The organism is Kitasatospora sp. NPDC091335 (genome assembly GCF_044757205.1).
Classification (GTDB): domain Bacteria; phylum Actinomycetota; class Actinomycetes; order Streptomycetales; family Streptomycetaceae; genus Kitasatospora.
In genome coordinates this window covers 230,010-246,231 of sequence record NZ_JBIVUM010000007.1, presented here as the reverse complement: position 1 = coordinate 246,231, position 16,222 = coordinate 230,010, and the positions used below count along the sequence as shown (strand labels likewise).

The 16,222-nt window shown below is 75.4% G+C and carries 12 protein-coding genes; 8 read left to right on the top strand and 4 right to left on the bottom strand.

The genetic code is table 11. The annotated features are described in order from the left end of the window. Positions 1–15 precede the first annotated feature (15 nt). Complete coding sequence (locus ACIQOW_RS17605) at positions 16–2,496, bottom strand: FtsX-like permease family protein (RefSeq protein ID WP_401085532.1); 2,481 nt, start codon at positions 2,494–2,496, stop codon at positions 16–18. Next, positions 2,490–3,236 carry an ABC transporter ATP-binding protein gene (locus tag ACIQOW_RS17600; protein ID WP_401085529.1) on the bottom strand — a complete coding sequence of 249 codons (747 nt, stop codon included), beginning with the start codon at positions 3,234–3,236 and terminating at the stop codon, positions 2,490–2,492. The genes ACIQOW_RS17605 and ACIQOW_RS17600 overlap by 7 nt, the downstream gene beginning before the upstream one ends. Before the next feature lie 110 nt (positions 3,237–3,346). On the opposite strand from ACIQOW_RS17600, the gene ACIQOW_RS17595 reads away from it, so the two are divergent. Together ACIQOW_RS17595 and ACIQOW_RS17590 are read left to right on the top strand one after the other, a co-directional pair. Beyond that, entirely contained in the window at positions 3,347–4,597 is a 1,251-nt protein-coding gene (locus ACIQOW_RS17595; protein ID WP_401085526.1) for a histidine kinase, read from the top strand. Next, positions 4,579–5,277, top strand: coding sequence for a response regulator (locus ACIQOW_RS17590; RefSeq protein ID WP_401085523.1), 699 nt, complete (start codon positions 4,579–4,581; stop codon positions 5,275–5,277). The genes ACIQOW_RS17595 and ACIQOW_RS17590 overlap by 19 nt, the downstream gene beginning before the upstream one ends. Positions 5,278–5,539: 262 nt before the next feature. On the opposite strand, the gene ACIQOW_RS17585 is transcribed toward ACIQOW_RS17590, so the two are convergent. Further along, positions 5,540–6,031 (bottom strand): HPP family protein, encoded by a 492-nt coding sequence (locus tag ACIQOW_RS17585; protein WP_401085520.1) that lies wholly within the window; start codon positions 6,029–6,031, stop codon positions 5,540–5,542. Between the two features lie 142 nt (positions 6,032–6,173). Between ACIQOW_RS17585 and ACIQOW_RS17580 the strand changes: the two genes are divergently transcribed. From ACIQOW_RS17580 to ACIQOW_RS17560, 5 genes are all read left to right on the top strand, one after another. Continuing rightward, complete coding sequence (locus ACIQOW_RS17580) at positions 6,174–7,415, top strand: amidohydrolase (RefSeq protein ID WP_401085517.1); 1,242 nt, start codon at positions 6,174–6,176, stop codon at positions 7,413–7,415. Positions 7,416–7,985: 570 nt separating this feature from the next. After that, entirely contained in the window at positions 7,986–9,221 is a 1,236-nt protein-coding gene (locus tag ACIQOW_RS17575) for a glycosyltransferase (protein WP_401085514.1), read from the top strand. Positions 9,222–9,437: 216 nt separating this feature from the next. Then, positions 9,438–10,148, top strand: a complete 711-nt coding sequence (locus ACIQOW_RS17570) for a DUF6461 domain-containing protein (protein ID WP_401085511.1) — start codon at positions 9,438–9,440, stop codon at positions 10,146–10,148. A 533-nt stretch (positions 10,149–10,681) separates the two neighbouring features. Further along, entirely contained in the window at positions 10,682–12,280 is a 1,599-nt protein-coding gene (locus tag ACIQOW_RS17565) for an alpha/beta hydrolase (protein WP_401085508.1), read from the top strand. A gap of 198 nt (positions 12,281–12,478) precedes the next feature. Then, the gene (locus ACIQOW_RS17560; protein WP_401085884.1) at positions 12,479–13,078 is read left to right on the top strand and encodes a DsbA family protein; all 600 of its coding nucleotides are present in this window, start codon (positions 12,479–12,481) and stop codon (positions 13,076–13,078) included. A 132-nt stretch (positions 13,079–13,210) separates the two neighbouring features. Here ACIQOW_RS17560 and ACIQOW_RS17555 read toward each other — a convergent pair whose 3' ends face one another. Continuing rightward, positions 13,211–13,804, bottom strand: a complete 594-nt coding sequence (locus tag ACIQOW_RS17555) for a DUF1707 domain-containing protein (RefSeq protein WP_401085505.1) — start codon at positions 13,802–13,804, stop codon at positions 13,211–13,213. A gap of 236 nt (positions 13,805–14,040) precedes the next feature. Between ACIQOW_RS17555 and ftsH the strand changes: the two genes are divergently transcribed. Next, positions 14,041–16,203 carry an ATP-dependent zinc metalloprotease FtsH gene (ftsH, locus tag ACIQOW_RS17550; RefSeq protein WP_401085502.1) on the top strand — a complete coding sequence of 721 codons (2,163 nt, stop codon included), beginning with the start codon at positions 14,041–14,043 and terminating at the stop codon, positions 16,201–16,203. Positions 16,204–16,222 lie beyond the last annotated feature (19 nt).

Below are 16,222 nucleotides of genomic sequence, written 5' to 3'. Positions count from 1 at the left end.
GAGCGGGAGGAGCCGTCAGCCGGCCGCCCGGGCGCCTGGGCGGCGCAGCGCCGACCAGGCCGGCAGCACGCCGGCGAGCAGGGCGAGGAGCAGGCAGACGCCGGTGGTCAGCGCCATGGTCGACCAGGGCAGGGCGAGGTCGACCCGGGTGCCGAGCCGGGCGGACAGGCCCGATCGGATGCCTGCCAGGGTGACGACCGCGATCAGCAGGCCGAGCGCGGCACCGATGCCGACCACCAGCGTCGACTCGGCGGCGACCATCCGCAGCACCTGACGGCGGGTCGCGCCGGACAGCCGCAGCACCGCGAAGTCCGGGGCCCGCTGGGCGGTGGCCATCAGCAGGGTGTTGGCGACGGCCAGGCAGGTGTAGCCGAGGGACATGCCGATCAGGATGACCAGGAAGATCCGGACCAGGGCGTCGTCCTCGGAGTCGGTGCGGGAGGCGTACTCGGCGCTACTCAACGCCTGGGCGCCGAGCGGGGCGAGGGCGGCGGGCGAGGTGGTGCCGGCCGTGTAGACGGCCGAGGTGAGCGCCGAGGGGTCGTGGGCCCGGACGGTGCCGGCGGTCAGCAGCACGCTGGCCGTGGCGGAGCCCTCGGTGATCTCGGCGATGACCGTGACGTCCACGGTACTGCCGTCCTCGAAGGTGACCGGGACACGGCGGCCGGTGGTCCAGCCCAGCCAGGCGGCCGTGCCGGCCTTGACGACCATGGCGGGCTCGCCCGTCTGCGGGTTCGGCGAAGGCCCGTTCGGTGAGAGCCCGTCCGCCGTGAGCCCGTCCAGCGAGCCGGAGGTGACGGTCATCCGGGTACGGGCCTTGCGGAACGCGGCCTCGCTCATCCCCACCGCGCCGACGTGGTCGGTGCCGCCGACGTAGAGCCGGGTGGGCAGCAGGGAGGCACCGCCCGGCACGGCGGCCACGGCGGCGTCGGAGAGCCCGGGCACGCCCTGCGGGGTGACCACCGAGGCGGCCTCCTGCCGGACGGTCTCCTCCAGCGCGTAGCCGGTGGCCCGCAGCTGGAAGAGTCCGGCGATCAGCACCGCGAAGCCCACGGTGACGAGCACCGGAGCGGCGGTGGAGGCGGTCCGCCGGACGGCGGTCAGCGCGCTCTCCCCGGCCACCGCGGCGGTGGCGCCGCGCAGTCCGGACAGCGGCCGGAAGACCGTGCGGACGATCGGCGGGATGACGGCGGGGGCGAACAGGGTGAGGCCGACGATCAGGGCCATGGCCGCGTACAGGGCGTTGTTGATCATGCTGTCGGACTCGCTGTCGGCCGCGACCACCACCAGCCCGAGCCCGAGCACGGTGCACACCCCGCCGGCGATCCACCGGCCGCGGGTCATCGGGCGGTGCTCGACGGCGGCCTCGCGCAGCGCCTCCAGCGGGGCGGTCCGGGCCGCCCGGCGGGAGGCCGACCAGACCCCGAGCAGGGCGACCACCAGGCCCAGCGCGAACGAGCCGACCAGCGGCAGCGCCTGGAACCGTACGGCGAAGCCCTCCGGCTCCAGGCCGCCCTCGACCATCAGCGCGCCCAGCGCGGGCGACAACAGCGCGCCGAGCAGCACGCCCGTGCCGCCGGCCACCACGCCGACCGCGAGCGACTCGGCGTACACCGTGCGCGCGATCTGGCGCGGGGTGGCACCGATGGTCCGCAGCAGCCCGAACTCGCGCCGCCGCTGGACGATCGCGAAGGCGAAGGTGGAGGCGACCACGAAGACGGAGACGAAGGCGGTCAGCCCGGCCATCGCGACCAGGATCTGCAAGCCGATCCAGCGGGTCTTCTCGGCGCGCCCGGTCTCCAGCGCGGTGAGCGCGGCGCCGTGCAGCACCTCGCCGTCGCCGCCCACGACGGAGGCCGCGGCGGCGGCGACGGCTTGGACGTCGGCGCCCGGCGCGGTGACCAGGCCGATCACCCTGACCCCGGGGGCGAGCGCCTCGGCGGCGGGGTCGGACAGGTAGTAGGAGGGCGAGCCGACGGTGCCGGACACGGTGTAGCGGGCCGGTCCGGCGGCGGTGAGCAGGGTGACCGGGTCACCGGGGGCCAGGCCCAGCGAGGCGTCCAGGACGACCTGGTGTCCGTCGGCCGGGGCGCTGCCCGCGGTGAGCGGCTCGGGGCCGAACGCGGCGCCGGACCAGTTGTGGCCGCGCGGTTCCGGGCCCGGGTCGGCGACCGGCCTGCCCTCGATCACGGCCTGGGCGTAGAAGGCGCGGTCCGGTACGGCCCGCGCGACGCCGGGAACGGCGGCCAGGGCCCGCAGCAGTTCGTCCGTGCGCTGCCGGGACCAGGGCCGGCCCGGGGTGAAGGTGCCGTCGGACCGGTCGACGGCGGGGCTCTGCACCACGACCTGGGTGGCGGCGTAGCGCCGGGGCACCTCGGGCCCGGCGGAGGCGAGCACCAGGGCGGTCATGGCCAGGATCGTCACGCCGAGGCCGAGCGCGACGAAGGTGCCGAGGAAGGACGCCCATCGGGTGCGGACGGTGGCGAGGCTCAGCATGCCGGCGCCTCCAGCGCGGCCATCCGGCCGGCGATGACGGCGGCCTCGCTGCGGCCGTGCAACTGCTCCACGATCCGTCCGTCGGCGAGCAGCAGCACGCGGTCGGCGTAGCAGGCGGCGGCGGGGTCGTGGGTCACCATGATCACGGTCTGCCGGTGGCGGTCGACGACGCCGCGCAGCAGCGCGAGTACCTCGCGCGAGGTGCGGGTGTCCAGGGCGCCGGTCGGCTCGTCGGCGAACAGCACGGCGGGCCGGGTGATCAGGGCCCGGGCGATCGCGACGCGCTGCTGCTCGCCGCCGGACAGCTCGCTCGGCCGGTGCCCGCCGCGCCGGCCGAGTCCGACCTCGGTGAGCGCGGCGGTGAGGCCGGCCCGGTCCGGGCGGCGCCCGGCCAGCCGCAGCGGGAGCGCCACGTTCTGTTCGGCGGTCAGCGCGGAGACCAGGTTGAAGGACTGGAAGACGAAGCCGAGCCGCTCGCGGCGCAGCAGGGTCAGCCGGGTCTCGTCCAGGGCGCCGAGTTCGGTGCCGTCGATCACCACCGTGCCGTCCGTGACCCGGTCCAGTCCGGCCGCGCAGTGCAGCAGCGTCGACTTTCCGGAGCCGGAGGGGCCCATCACCGCGGTGAAGCTGCCTCGCGGGAAGGCGACGGTCACGTCGTCAAGTGCGGTCACGGCCCGGGCCCCGGTGCCGTACCGCTTGGTCACGGCCCTGAGGAGGACCGTGTCGGTCGAGTTCGTCATGGTTCCAGGCAACCCGTCAGGGGCAGGCGTGCGCAGGGGTGTTGGGTCGAGAGCGGAGGTAGTGCCAGCACCCCTGCGGCGGGCGGTCGGCGGAGGCTAGGGTCGGCAGGATGATCGCTGCTCGCAACACCCTGGAGGCGCTGGCCCAGCGGCCCTTGGCGTTCCTCGGCTCCCCGTGGCCATGGCGCTCGCTGGGCTTCCTGCTCTCCGGGGCGGCGGTGGGGGCGGCGGCCGTCGGGCTGGCGGCGCTGCCGGTGCTGCTGTGGGGGCGGCTGGGGCCGGGGGCGGTGGGGGTCGTGCTGCCGCCGGTGGCCCTGGCGGGGTGGGCGGCGGCCCGGTACGAGCGGTGGCGGCTGCGGCTGGTTCTGCCGGGGCGGGCAGCGGAGGGACGAGTGGTGGCCGGGAGGGCAGCGGCGGGACGGGCGGTGCCGGGGAGGCGCGGACGCGTCCGTGAACTGCTGGCCGGGCCTGAGGCGTGGCGCGACCTCGGCTACGGGCTGGTGTCGCTGCTGCTGCTCTGGTGGATCGACCTCGGGCTGACGGCGGTGGGCCTCGGCACCCCGCTGTTCCTGCTGGCCGCGCCGTTCCAGCCCACCGCGAACCCCGCCGCCTCCTGGCTCGGGCCGCTCGCCGGACTGGTGCTGCTCCCCGTGGCGGCCTACCCGCTGGCGGCCTGGGCGGGGGTACGGGCGGTGACGGCCCGGGCCGTGCTGGAACCCGCCGACGACGAGCTGACCCGGGCGGTGGCCTCGCGGGCCCGGCTGGTGGACGCGTACGAGGTGGAGCGGCGCCGGATCGAGCGGGACCTGCACGACGGCGCGCAGCAGCGGCTGGTCTCGCTCTCCGTCAGGCTCGGGCTGGCCGGCCTGGACCTGCCCGAGGGCGCGCCCGGCGCCCGGCAGGTGCGGGAGGCCCAGGAGGAGGTGCAGGTGGCGTTGCGGGAGCTGCGTGAGCTGATCCACGGGATCCACCCGCAGATCCTCACCGACCGGGGTCTGGAGCCGGCGGTGCGGGACGTCGCGGGCCGCTCGGCGGTGCCGGTGGACGTCGACATCGCGCTTCCGGGCAGGCCGCCGGGCCCGGTCGAGACCGCCGCCTACTTCGTGGTCTGCGAGGCGCTGGCCAACGTGGTGCGGCACAGTGGCGCCCGGCGTGCTTCGGTGCACGGCCGCGCGGCGCCGGACGGGCTGGTGCTGGAGATCAGGGACGACGGGGCCGGCGGCGCCGACCCGGCCGCCGGGACCGGCCTGCTCGGCATCTCCGACCGGCTCGCCGTCATCGACGGCACCCTGTCCCTGCGTTCCCCGGCCGGTGGGCCGACCGTCCTGCGAGTGGAGATCCCGTGCCGGTACTCCGGCTAGTCGTCGCGGAGGACTCGGTGCTCCTGCGGGAGGGCCTGGTCTCCCTGCTGGAGCGGTTCGGGCACACCGTGGCGGCTGCCGTCGGCGACGCGCCGGCACTGATCGAGGCGGTCAGGGAACACCGGCCGGACGCTGTGGTCGTCGATGTCCGGATGCCCCCGGACAACACCGACGACGGCCTGCGCGCCGCCCGGCGGCTGCGCGAGGACGATCCGGGGCTGCCGGTGCTGGTGCTCAGCCAGTACGTCTCGCAGGGGTACGCCGCGGAGCTGATCGCCGCGGGTGCCGGAGGTGTGGGCGGCTGGGGTGCGGGTGGCCGGAGCACGGACGGCCCGGGTGCGGGCACCGGCTACCTGCTCAAGGACCGGATCGGTGAGGTGCGCGAGTTCGTCTCCGCCCTGACCAGGGTGGCGGAGGGCGGGACGGTGGTCGACCCGGAGGTGGTCCGCCAGCTGCTCGCCCGCCGGCCCGACCCGCTGCGACGTCTGAGCCCCAAGGAGCACGAAGTGCTGGCGCTGATCGCGGAGGGCCGATCCAACGCTGCCATCGCCCGTCGGCTGGTGGTCACCGAGGCCACGGTGTCCAAGCGGATCGCGAGCATCTTCACCAAGCTCGACCTGCCCCAGGCGCCGGACGACCACCGCAGGGTGCTGGCGGTGCTGACGTACCTGGGGTCCTGAGGGTGGCCCGCCGCGCGGGCAGTGCCTCGGCGACGGTGTGGGAGCCACGGCGCCCGGCGTGGGCCCGGGCGGTGAAGCCGACGGCGTCGGCGGGGCGGTCGTCCTTGCCCGGTGGAACGGAGGACGGCCGGGTCATCCGATCGGATGACCCGGCCGTCGGGGTTCGGCAGGAGAGTGGTCGGTGGGGGAGTGCGCGGCGGGGGAGCGGCGAGCCGGTCACCGGGTGCGGGTGTCCGCCACCGTGCGGCAGGTCACCAGGTCGTCACCAGGTCACCGGGTAGCGGACCGGATGCCCGCCGATCCGGCAGGGCAGCAGGCCGATGAGGACCAGCAGTCCGGCGGCCAGGACGAGCAGCGGGAGGAAGGGCACCGGGTGCGGCGCTTGCAGGACCACGATCACGGCGGTGGCCACGGCCGGGGAGTGCGAGAGGTGGGTGAGCATCATGGCGCCCAGTGAGAGCCCGGCGGCGACGGCCGCGCCCCAGGCGGTGCTGCCGGTGACGGCCAGGGTGGCGAAGCCGATCAGGGCCGACAGCAGCTGCCCGCCGATCAGGTTGCGCGGCTGCGAGATCGGCAGTCCGGGAGCGCCGTGCACCAGTGCGGCGCTGGCGGCCAACGGCGGGATCAGCAGCGGTTGGTGGAGCAGTACGCCCACGCCGACCAGGAGGAGCAGGGCGCCGATGGCGAAGACGGTGGCCCGCAGGGCGTGCAGCGGGTGCGGTCCGGGCGTGGCGGCGGGCGGTGGTGTGGGCATGCGTGAGCGACTCCGGGAGGGGGACGGGAACCTAGAGATGATAAACAGATTGTTGAATGGACGGCGGGACGTGTTGTCTGTCGGACACATTCCGTCCACGGCGGCGGATCACCCGGGGAACCAGAGCGAGAGCGAGCAGCCCATGACCACGCCTTCCGGCGCCGCGCCCTACGCCGCGCCCGTCACGGTCTTCCGGGGCGTCCGCCCGTACGGCGCCGACCGGGCCGTGGACCTGGTCGCCGTGGACGGCCTGCTGGCCGAGCGGGTGCCGGACGGGGCGGTGCCCGAGGTGGTCGAGGGCGGCGGGCGGATCGCGCTGCCCACCCTGGTGGACGCGCACATCCACCCCGACAAGACCGCCTGGGGCGAGCCCTGGTACAGCCGCCGCCCGGCCGGCTCGCTGCCGGAGTACGTGCGGGGCGACGTCGACCTCCACCGGCAGCAGCGCACCCCGCTCGCCGACCGCGCCCACCGGCTGCTGAGCCACGCCGTGACGCGTGGCACCCGCGCGGTGCGGGCCCATGTGGACGTGGCACCCGCGTACGGGCTGGCCGGTGTGGCCGGGCTCGCCGAGGTGCGCGAGCGGCTGGCCGGGGTGCTGGACATCCAGCTGGTGGCCTTCCCCCAGCACGGGGTCCGGCGGATGCCCGGTGCGGGGGCGCTGCTCGCGGAGGCGGCGGCCGGCGGGCTGATCGACGCCGTCGGCGGGATCGACCCGGCGGGCTTCGACGGCGTCCCGGCCGAGGGCCCGGACGGCGAGGGGCCGGCCCAGCTGGAGCTGCTGTTCGGTCTGGCCGAGCAGCACGGACTGCGCCTCGACATCCACCTGCACGACCGGGGCGAGCGCGGCCTCGGCCCGCTGCGCGACATCGCCGCGCGGACCAGGGCGGCCGGACTGGCCGGGCGGGTGGTCGTCAGCCACGCCTTCTGCGTCCCGGAGCTGACCGGCGCCCCGCTCGCCGAACTCGCCGCCGAACTGGCCGAGTCCGGCGTCGGGCTGACCACCGTGGCGCCCTCGGCCCACCAGGTGCTGCCGTTCCGCGAACTGTGGGCGCACGGGGTGCGGGTCGGGCTCGGCTCGGACGGCGTGCGCGACTCGTGGAGCCCGTACGGCAACGCGGACATGCTGCACCGTGCCCACCTGCTCGGCTGGACCACCGACGCCCGCACCGACGAGCAGCTGGCCGACTGCTTCGCCCTGGCGGCGGACGGCGGCGCCGAACTGCTGGACCTGCCGGCCGCCACCCTGCGGCCGGGCTCGCCCGCAGACTTCATGCTGGTGACGGGCGAGTGCCTGCCGCAGGTGGTGATCGACCTGCCGAGGCCCGAACTGGTGGTCCGGGCGGGCCGGGTGGTGGCGCGGGACGGGCGCCTCACCGGCTGACGGGCGGTTCACCGGTCGACGGGCGGTCCGGCGCGAGCCGGTCAGCCCGCGTCGGTCAGGTCGTGCCGGTCAGCGTCGGTGGGAGGGAGCCGGAGGATAGGCCCAGCTTCCAGAAGGCCGCCGAACCGGCCGATGGGGGGCAAGCCCCGGGCGGCCGGGCGGCGGGACCGCCGTTCGGATGTCGGAGCCGCGCGGTTCAGGACGAGTGGACGAACTGCCGGTAGCAGGCGACGTTGTACTGGGACGGTGCGCCGGCGGCGCCGTACGCCTGGCCGCCCTTGCCGCCGTTCGGCTGGCTGCCGAAGCCGGGTTCGTCGAAGGGGGAGCCGGGGGAGGAAGCGGTGTGGCCCGGGGTGTGTCGGTCCGGGGCGGGGCCGAGCGGGGGGAGTCGGCCGGGGTGGACGGGTCGGGGGGACCCATGCGGACCGGGTGGCCAAGAGAGACGGCAAGGAGAGTGAATCTCCCTGCCACTCTCAAGCTATAGCGTGCCCCGGGGCTTGCGGCAAGGCCCCCGTCGTGCCGCACAATCACCGCCGTAAGGCCATGACCTGCGGAAACGGGAGTCGTGACATGCGTGTGTTGATGACGGCGTGGGGATCGCGGGGGGACGTCGAACCGCTGGCCGGGCTGGCGGCGGCGCTGCGGGGGCTCGGCGCCGAGGTGCGGGTGTGCGCGCCACCGGACGAGGAGTTCGTGGCGCTGCTGGAGCGGGCCGGCGTGCAGCTGGTGCCGCTCGGGCCGTCGGTGCGCTCGGTGGTGTCCGGCCCGAAGCCGCCGACGGCGGAGGACGCGTTCCGGCTCGCCCGTGAGCTGGTCGACGCGCGGTTCGAGGCGCTGACCGCCGCGGCCGAGGGCTGCGACGTGCTGCTGGCGACCGGGCTGATGCCGGCCGGGGCGCGGGACGTCGCCGAGAAGCTGGGCCTCCACTACGTGCTGGCCTGCTTCCACATCTTCGGGCTGCCCTCGCGGCACTTCCGGCCGGGGCGGCGGCCGGGCACACCGTCCCCGGAGGACGAGACCGACCACCGGAAGCTGTGGGAGCAGGACGCCCAGCGGGTGAACGCGCTGTACGGGGACGCGCTCAACAGCGGGCGGGCGGCGATCGGCCTGCCGCCCGTGGAGAACGTCCGCGACCACGTGTTCACCGACCGGCCGTGGCTGGCGGCGGACCCGCTGCTGTGCCCGTCGGAGGGCATGACGGAACTCGACGTGGTGCCGACCGGGGCCTGGATCCTGCCCGACGACCGCCCGCTCCCGCCCGACCTGGAGGCGTTCCTGGACGCCGGGGAGCCGCCGGTGTACGTCGGCTTCGGCAGCATGGCCGCGTACGCGCCGGATGGCATCGCCGGGGTGGCCGTCGAGGCCGGCCGCGCGAATGGCCGCCGTGTGCTCCTCGCCCGTGGCTGGGCCGGACTCGCCCCGGTCGACGACCGCGAGGACTGCCACGTCGTCGGCGAGGTGAACCAGCAGGCCCTGTTCCGCCGGGTGGCCGCCGTCGTCCACCACGGCGGCGCGGGCACCACCACGACCGCGACCGTGGCGGGCGCGCCCCAGGTGGTCGTCCCCCGGATCGCGGACCAGCCGTACTGGGCCGGCCGGGTGGCCGAGTTGGGCATCGGTGTGGCCCACCTCGACCCGACGCCGACCGTCGAATCGCTCTCCGCCGCGCTCGGCGCGGCCCTGGCGCCCGGGACCCGCGTGCGGGCGGAGGCCGTGGCGGGCGAAGTGCGCACCGACGGGGCGACGGTGGCCGCAAAGCTGCTGTTCGAAGCGGTGGGCCAGGCGGTGCCGGGCGTGGCCGGGTGAGCCGTGCGGTACCGGTGCCGGGTGAACGGCCGTGTGGGCCTGGCGATTTCGACTCCTGATCGGCCTCCTGTCGATCGGCGAGGGGGAGGTGGCGGGCCCCGCGCGGGGCTGGTTCCGGCATCGATCCGGTGACCGGCCTCCGGCTGTCGGCCGGGTCGGTTAGGGTGCCCACCGGCGCGCCCGGTCACCGCAGGCCCGGCGCGAGGGGAGGGCGGCATGACCGAACGGACAGGCGAGGGAGCGGGGCAGGACGGCGACGGCATCCAGTGGCTCGCGGAGATCGGCGGGCCGGGCGCCGGCCGACCGCCGACGGGCGACCCCGGCACGGACGGTGCGGTCGGAGGGGTGCTGTTCGCCCGGGGGATCACGCCCGAGGAACTCGCCCGCCGGATGGGCGCCGACCCGGCCACCGCGACCGAGCCGATCAGCGACACCGAGATCCGGGATCTGGACATCGAGGTCTACCGCCCCAGCGGCGACGGCGACGGTGTGATCCGGGTCGGCATGTGCGCCGGCTGGTCGTTCGCGATCGAGTACGGCGACTCCACCGGTGGTGAACTGCTCACCGAGATAGCGCGCGACGGCGTGGAGGTGGTGCACTTCCGCCCGATGCCCGAGCAGCAGCCGGACCTGCTCGACTACGCCAGGGACGGCGCCGTGCTGTGCGGCTTCGGCCTCGGCGAGGAGCGCTGGCGCTGGGGCCAGGAACCGGACCTGCTGGTGCCGGACCTGGTCGCCGCCGAGGTCCTGGAGGCCGACGGCGTGACGGCCCGCGAACCCGGGCGGGGACTCGACGGGGCCGCTCGCCGCCGCACCCTGGGCGCCGTCGAGCGGCGCTTCGGGCTGAGCCTGCCGCGGGCCGCCCTCGGCGGGCTGCGCCTGCCGGCGTACGCGGTGCGGGGAACCCCGGACATGGCACTGCGCTGAGGCACGGCGCCGCCCCGTGGGGGACGGGCCCGCGATGCCCGGGGTGTTGGCGCCCGGGGTGTTGACGCGGACGCAGGCACCGACGCGGACACAGCGACAGGCGCAGACACAGAGGCAGGCGCCGCAGGCAGCGCACAGGACGAGCGACAGGAACAGGACGGTCACGGCAGGGCTCCTCTCCGGGCCCCGCCCACCGGGGCCCCGATGTCCGTCATCCTGGCGCGTCGTCGAGCCGCAGCACATGTGCCGATCGGGAGGTTCCCGAGGAGTGCCTCGGCGGTTCTCCCTGCCGATCGGCAGGGAGAACCGCCGACCGGAGCGATCGGTGCCACCTGGGAGCACCGGGAGTACCGGGAGCACGGGGAGCGCCGAGAACTCCCGTCACTCGACAGGCCGATGGCAGCCGGTTCGGCGCACGCCCCCCGTCCGGAGGTTCCGGGAGGGCGTCGGCCGACCCCGGCCCCTAGGGTCTGGGGTACGTCGACCGAACCGGGCGCCGGGGTGCCCGGCCGACCCGAGAGGTGACCCACCCGATGCACACCGTGGTCCGCGGCGCCGGAGCGTTCGGCCTGACCGTCCTGCTGCTCACCACAGCCACCGGCTGCCAGGGCGACGGCTCCTCCGTCGCCGAGCCCGCGCCGGCCTCCCCGACCACCGGATCCGGCACCGGCACCGACACCGGAACCGCGAGCCCCACCGGCCTCGCCGCCCAGCAGCTGGACTGGCACTCCTGCACCGCCCCCAGCACCGCGCAGGGAGGCGGCACCGCGCCCGCCGCCGACTGGCAGTGCGCCACCCTCAACGCCCCGCTGGACCACGGCAGGCCGGACGGCACGACGATCGGCCTCGCACTGATCCGCAGCCGGGCCAAGGACGAGCAGCACCGGATCGGCTCGCTGCTGTTCAACTTCGGCGGGCCCGGAGCCTCCGGCGTGGCCACCCTGCCCGCCCTCGCCCCGACCTACGCCTCCCTCAACTCCCGCTACGACCTGGTGAGTTTCGATCCGCGCGGGGTCGGTGCCAGCTCCGGGGTGACCTGCCTGGACGACCAGGCGACGGACACCGCCGCAGCCGTCGACAGCACCCCCGAGACCCCCGCCGCGGTGAAGGCCCTGGACGACAGCAACGCCCGGTTCGTCGCCGCCTGCGAGCACAACTCCGCCGCGGTGCTGCCGTACGTGGACACCGAGAGCGCCGCGCGGGACATGGACCTGATGCGGCAGGTGCTGGGCGACGGGAAGCTGTCCTACTTCGGCATCAGCTACGGCACCCAGCTCGGCGGCGTCTACGCGCACCTGTTCCCCCAGCAGGTCGGCCGGCTGGTGCTGGACTCGGTGGTCGACCCGACCAAGGACCCGCAGCAGTCCGCGCTCGGCCAGGCCCAGGGCTTCCAACTCGCCCTCGGCGACTTCATGAAGGCCTGCGCCACCCAGGCCGGGGCCGCCTGCGCGACCGGCGCGGGCGGCGACGAGGGCACCGCGAAGATCGCCGCGCTGGTGCAGCGGCTGGAGCAGTCGCCGCTGCCCGCCAAGGGCGGGCGGCAGCTCACCGGGAGTCTGGCGGTCACCGGCATCGCGGGCGCCCTGTACAGCCAGGAGACCTGGCCCCTGCTGGCCACCGGGCTCACCGAGGCGATGGACCAGGGCACCGGCGACACGCTGCTCCTGCTCGCCGACGGGCTGAACGGGCGTGACGCGCAGGGGCACTACTCCAACCTGAACGCCGCGAACCGGGCGATCAGTTGCGTGGACGCCAGTCAGCGCTACTCCGACCAGGACGTGGAGCAGCAGCTGCCGCGGTTCCGCGCGGCCTCCCCGGTGTTCGGGACGTTCACCGCCTGGGGCCTGACCGGTTGCACCGGCTGGCCCGTGCCCGGCAAGGCGGCGCACCCGGAGGTCGCGGCGGCGGGCGCGGCCCCGATCCTGGTGGTCGGCACCACCGGCGACCCGGCCACGCCGGTGGAGGGCGCCCGCGCGATGGCGCAGCAGCTCGGCGCGGGCGTCGGCGTCACCGTCACCCTGGAGGGCGAGGGACACGGCGGCTACAACACCGGCAACGCCTGCCTGATGCGGACCGTGGACGCCTACCTGCTGGACGGCACGGCGCCGGCGGACGGGACGACGTGCAGCTGAGCGGCGCCGGCCGGAGGGAAGTGGCCCACCAGGGCGGCCACCGATTGGCCCTGGAGAGTGGGCCACTCGGCCGCTAGCCTCTCCGGTGTGACGAACTCCGCGACGAACACCGTGACGAACAGCGCCCCCGACATCCGGAACGACGGGCTCAGGAACGATGAATCCCGGAACCACGACCGCCGGCCCGACGGCGACACCGTGAAGGTCGACTTCTACTTCGACCCCGTCTGCCCGTTCGCCTGGATCACCTCCCGGTGGATCCTGGAGGTCGAGCGGCAGCGCGACCTCGACCTGACCTTCCGGGTGATGAGCCTCTCCGTCCTCAACGAGGGCCGCACCGACCTGCCCGAGCGCTACCAGCGCCTGATGACCACCGGCTGGGGGCCGGTGCGGGTCTGCATCGCCGCCGCCGAGCAGCACGGCCCGCAGGTGCTGCGCGCCCTCTACACCGAACTCGGCACCCGCCTGCACGACCAGGACCGGCCCGCCGACGACGCGGTCATCCGGGAGGCCCTGGCGGCGGCGGGCCTGCCGGAGGAGCTGGCCGGGGCGGCGAACGACGCCGCGTACGACGAGGCCCTGCGCAAGAGCCACCACGAGGGCATGGACCCGGTCGGCGAGGAGGTCGGCACGCCGACCATCCACGTGGACGGCGTCGCCTTCTTCGGCCCGGTGCTGAGCGCGATCCCGCGCGGGGAGGACGCCGTACGGGTCTTCGACGGGGTGCGGCTGCTGGCCGGGTACCCGAACTTCTTCGAGCTCAAGCGGACCCGGACGGGCGGGCTCGACTTCTCCTGACGCCTGACCCCTGACGCCCGACCCCTGACGCCACACCCCTGGCCTCTGACGCCACACCCCTGGCGCCCGGATCGGCCGGCAGCCGTCGCGCGGCCTCCGCCCCCCGCACGGCCGGCCCGGGCGCCGGGCCGGTCAGCCCCGGCGGCGCTGCTTGATCCTGATCGGCCCCGAGCGGGGGTGGGCGATCACGGTCAGGGTCGGGGAGCCGGGCTCCGCCACCTCGTCGGCCTTGTTGCTGATGTTCCCCGTGTTGGTGCTCGACGGGTCGATCCGCACGCCCCAGCCGCGCGGGACGACCAGCTTGATCTGGCCCACGCCCGTCGACGCCTCGACCGTGATCTCCATGTGGGTGCACACGGCATCGGTGAAGTCGACCGTGAGCAGCGAGATCTTGGACTCGGCGACGATCCGGCGGGGCACCGTCCACCGGCCGCGCTGCACGATGTTGCCGAGCCGGGTCCGGAGCACGAGGACGTCCTGCGCCGCGGACTTGTCCCCGCCCCGCTCCCGGCCGCCCAGGTCCGCCACCAGGGCGTCGAGTTCGCGGTGGGTCCGCGCCGCGTAGGCCCGGTCGAGCCGCTCCTCCAACTCCCCGAGGTCGATGCGGCCGTCCCCGGCGGCGATCCGCAACTGCTCGGCCACCGCCTCCCGGTCGCTGTCCCCGGCCCGCGATTCCACCGCGGCCTCGGGCGTCTTTCGTACGGCTGGCAGTTCCTCGTTGACCATGTGGCTACTCTAGGTCACGCATGCTCCGGTCCGGCAGATCGAAGGCCAACTCCCGCCGCTCCGGTGCTCCTTGAAGGCGGCCTGGAGGGCCCGGCCGGCCGCACCCCCACCCGGGTGGGGCGGGCCGTTTCGCCCGGGTGGACCGACATCCCGCCGCTCGGCCTCCCATCCTGGCCCGGAGCGTCCGACCATGGAGGGACGGAGGCTGCCAGGCCCCCGGGAGGCGGTGAGCGTGGATGATCGTACGAATCCGGTTGCGCGCTGCCCGTCAACCAGCGACCCCGCCCGGCCCGGGCCCCGGTGCCGGCCCGGGCCCCGGTGCCGGCCCGGGCCCCGGTGCCGGCCCGGGCCCCGGCCAGGGGCGCGGTCCCGGCTGGGCCCCCGGGGGCCGCCCCGGCCCGGGCGGCCCGCCCAAGCCCCCGCAGCCTCCGCCGCCCTCGTGGCGCCGCTGGCTGCTCCCCGTCGCCGTGCTGGTGACGCTGCTCCTGCTGCTGCTCTTCTCCAGATCCGGCACGCCCGGCACCCGCTACGGCTACACGGACTTCGTGCACCGGGTCGACGCCGGCCAGGTGCAGACCGTGGACGTCAGCGACACCGGCGCGGTGAGCGGCACGCTCAAGGACGGCACCCACTTCACCAGCCAGATCCCCACCGCCCTGGACACCTCCCAGCTCAGCAGCGCGCTCTCCGCGCACGACGTCACCGTCACCGGCAGCCGCTCCAGCGGCAGCGGCTCGCTCTGGTCCACCCTGCTGCTGTTCCTGCCGCTGCTGATCTTCGGCGCGCTCTTCCTCTGGTCGGGCCGGATGGCCGCCCGGTCGCTGGGCGGCGGGCTGAGCACCATCGGACGGTCCCGGGCCAAGATCATCGAGGCCGAGCGGCCGGACACCGGGTTCGCCGACGTGGCCGGGTACGAGGGGGTGAAGCAGGAGGTCAGCGAGGTGGTCGACTTCCTGCGCAGCCCGGAGCGGTACGCCGCCGCCGGGGCCAAGGGGCCGCGCGGGGTGATCATGGTCGGGCCGCCGGGCACCGGGAAGACCCTGCTCGCCCGGGCCGTCGCCGGGGAGGCCTCGGTGCCCTTCCTCTCGGTGACCGGCTCCGGCTTCGTGGAGATGTTCGTCGGCGTCGGCGCCTCCCGGGTCCGCGACCTCTTCGAGGAGGCCCGCAAGCGCGCGCCGTCGATCGTCTTCATCGACGAGATCGACGCGGTCGGCGGACGCCGCGCGGGCGGCACCCGGATCGGCGGCAACGACGAGCGCGAGCAGACCCTGAACCAGCTGCTCGCCGAGATGGACGGCTTCGACCAGAGCACCGGCATCGTCGTCATCGCCGCCACCAACCGGCCGGACGCCCTCGATCCGGCCCTGCTGCGCCCCGGCCGCTTCGACCGGCAGGTCACCGTCCCGCTGCCCAACCAGGCCGAGCGGGCCGCCATCCTCGCCGTGCACGCCAGGGGCAAGACCCTCGCCCCGGACACCGACCTCGGGCGGCTCGCCCGCGGCACCCCGGGCTTCTCCGGCGCCGACCTCGCCAACCTGGTCAACGAGGCCGCCATCAACGCCGTGCGCGCCGATCGGGCCACCATCACCGCCGCAGACCTCGACGACGCCCGTGACCGGGTGCTGCTCGGCCGCCGTGAGTCCTCCAACGCCCTGCTGCCCGACGAACGGCACGCCGTCGCCGTGCACGAGTCGGGCCACGCGCTGGTGGCCGCGCTGTGCGAGCACGCCGACCCGGTCGCCAAGGTGACGATCCTCCCGGCCGGCGTCTCCCTCGGCGCCACCGAGCAGCTGCCCGAGGCCGAACGGCACCTGTACAGCGAGGGGTACCTGACCGACCTGATCACCGTCCAGCTCGGTGGCCGGGCGGCGGAGCTGGTGGTCTTCGGCGAGGGCTCCACGGGTGCCGCCAACGACCTGGCCAACGCCACCTCGGTCGCCACCCGGATGGTCCGCGAGTTCGGGCTCTCCCCGGAGCTCGGCCCGGTCGGCTACTCCAGCGGCAGCCCGCACTACCTCGGCGACAGCCCCGAGGACCTGCTGCGCCGCCCGTACTCCGAGCAGACCCAGCGCGCCGTGGACGAGGCGGTGGCCCGCCTGCTGCGCGGGGCCGAGCGCCGGGCCCTGGACCTGCTCGCCGAGCACCGGCACCACCTGGACGAGCTGGCGGCGCTGCTGGTCGCCCAGGAGACGGTGGACGGCGCGGTGGTGCTCGCCATCCTGGCGCACCCGCGGCCGGGACCGGAACGCCCGGTCTCGCTGGAGAAGCCGGCGGGGACGGACGGGGCGGAGGGCCAGGCCGGGGCGGAGCGGACGGACAGGGCGGCCGGACCGCCGAGCACGGCGGAACCGCGCAGGCCGGAGGGCCTGGCGGACCAGGGGGAGGCCCCCCGCCCGTGACGGCGGCGTCGGCGGTGGT

What these genes read in the sequence shown, in the direction of transcription:
- ACIQOW_RS17600 (WP_401085529.1), bottom strand. Translation starts at nt 3,236, where the DNA reads ATGACGAACTCGACCGACACGGTCCTCCTCAGGGCCGTGACCAAGCGG.
- ACIQOW_RS17580 (WP_401085517.1), top strand. Translation starts at nt 6,174, where the DNA reads ATGACCACGCCTTCCGGCGCCGCGCCCTACGCCGCGCCCGTCACGGTC.
- ACIQOW_RS17570 (WP_401085511.1), top strand. Translation starts at nt 9,438, where the DNA reads ATGACCGAACGGACAGGCGAGGGAGCGGGGCAGGACGGCGACGGCATC.
- ACIQOW_RS17575 (WP_401085514.1), top strand. Translation starts at nt 7,986, where the DNA reads ATGCGTGTGTTGATGACGGCGTGGGGATCGCGGGGGGACGTCGAACCG.
- ftsH (WP_401085502.1), top strand. Translation starts at nt 14,041, where the DNA reads ATGATCGTACGAATCCGGTTGCGCGCTGCCCGTCAACCAGCGACCCCG.
- ACIQOW_RS17605 (WP_401085532.1), bottom strand. Translation starts at nt 2,496, where the DNA reads ATGCTGAGCCTCGCCACCGTCCGCACCCGATGGGCGTCCTTCCTCGGC.
- ACIQOW_RS17595 (WP_401085526.1), top strand. Translation starts at nt 3,347, where the DNA reads ATGATCGCTGCTCGCAACACCCTGGAGGCGCTGGCCCAGCGGCCCTTG.
- ACIQOW_RS17565 (WP_401085508.1), top strand. Translation starts at nt 10,682, where the DNA reads ATGCACACCGTGGTCCGCGGCGCCGGAGCGTTCGGCCTGACCGTCCTG.
- ACIQOW_RS17555 (WP_401085505.1), bottom strand. Translation starts at nt 13,804, where the DNA reads ATGGTCAACGAGGAACTGCCAGCCGTACGAAAGACGCCCGAGGCCGCG.
- ACIQOW_RS17585 (WP_401085520.1), bottom strand. Translation starts at nt 6,031, where the DNA reads ATGCCCACACCACCGCCCGCCGCCACGCCCGGACCGCACCCGCTGCAC.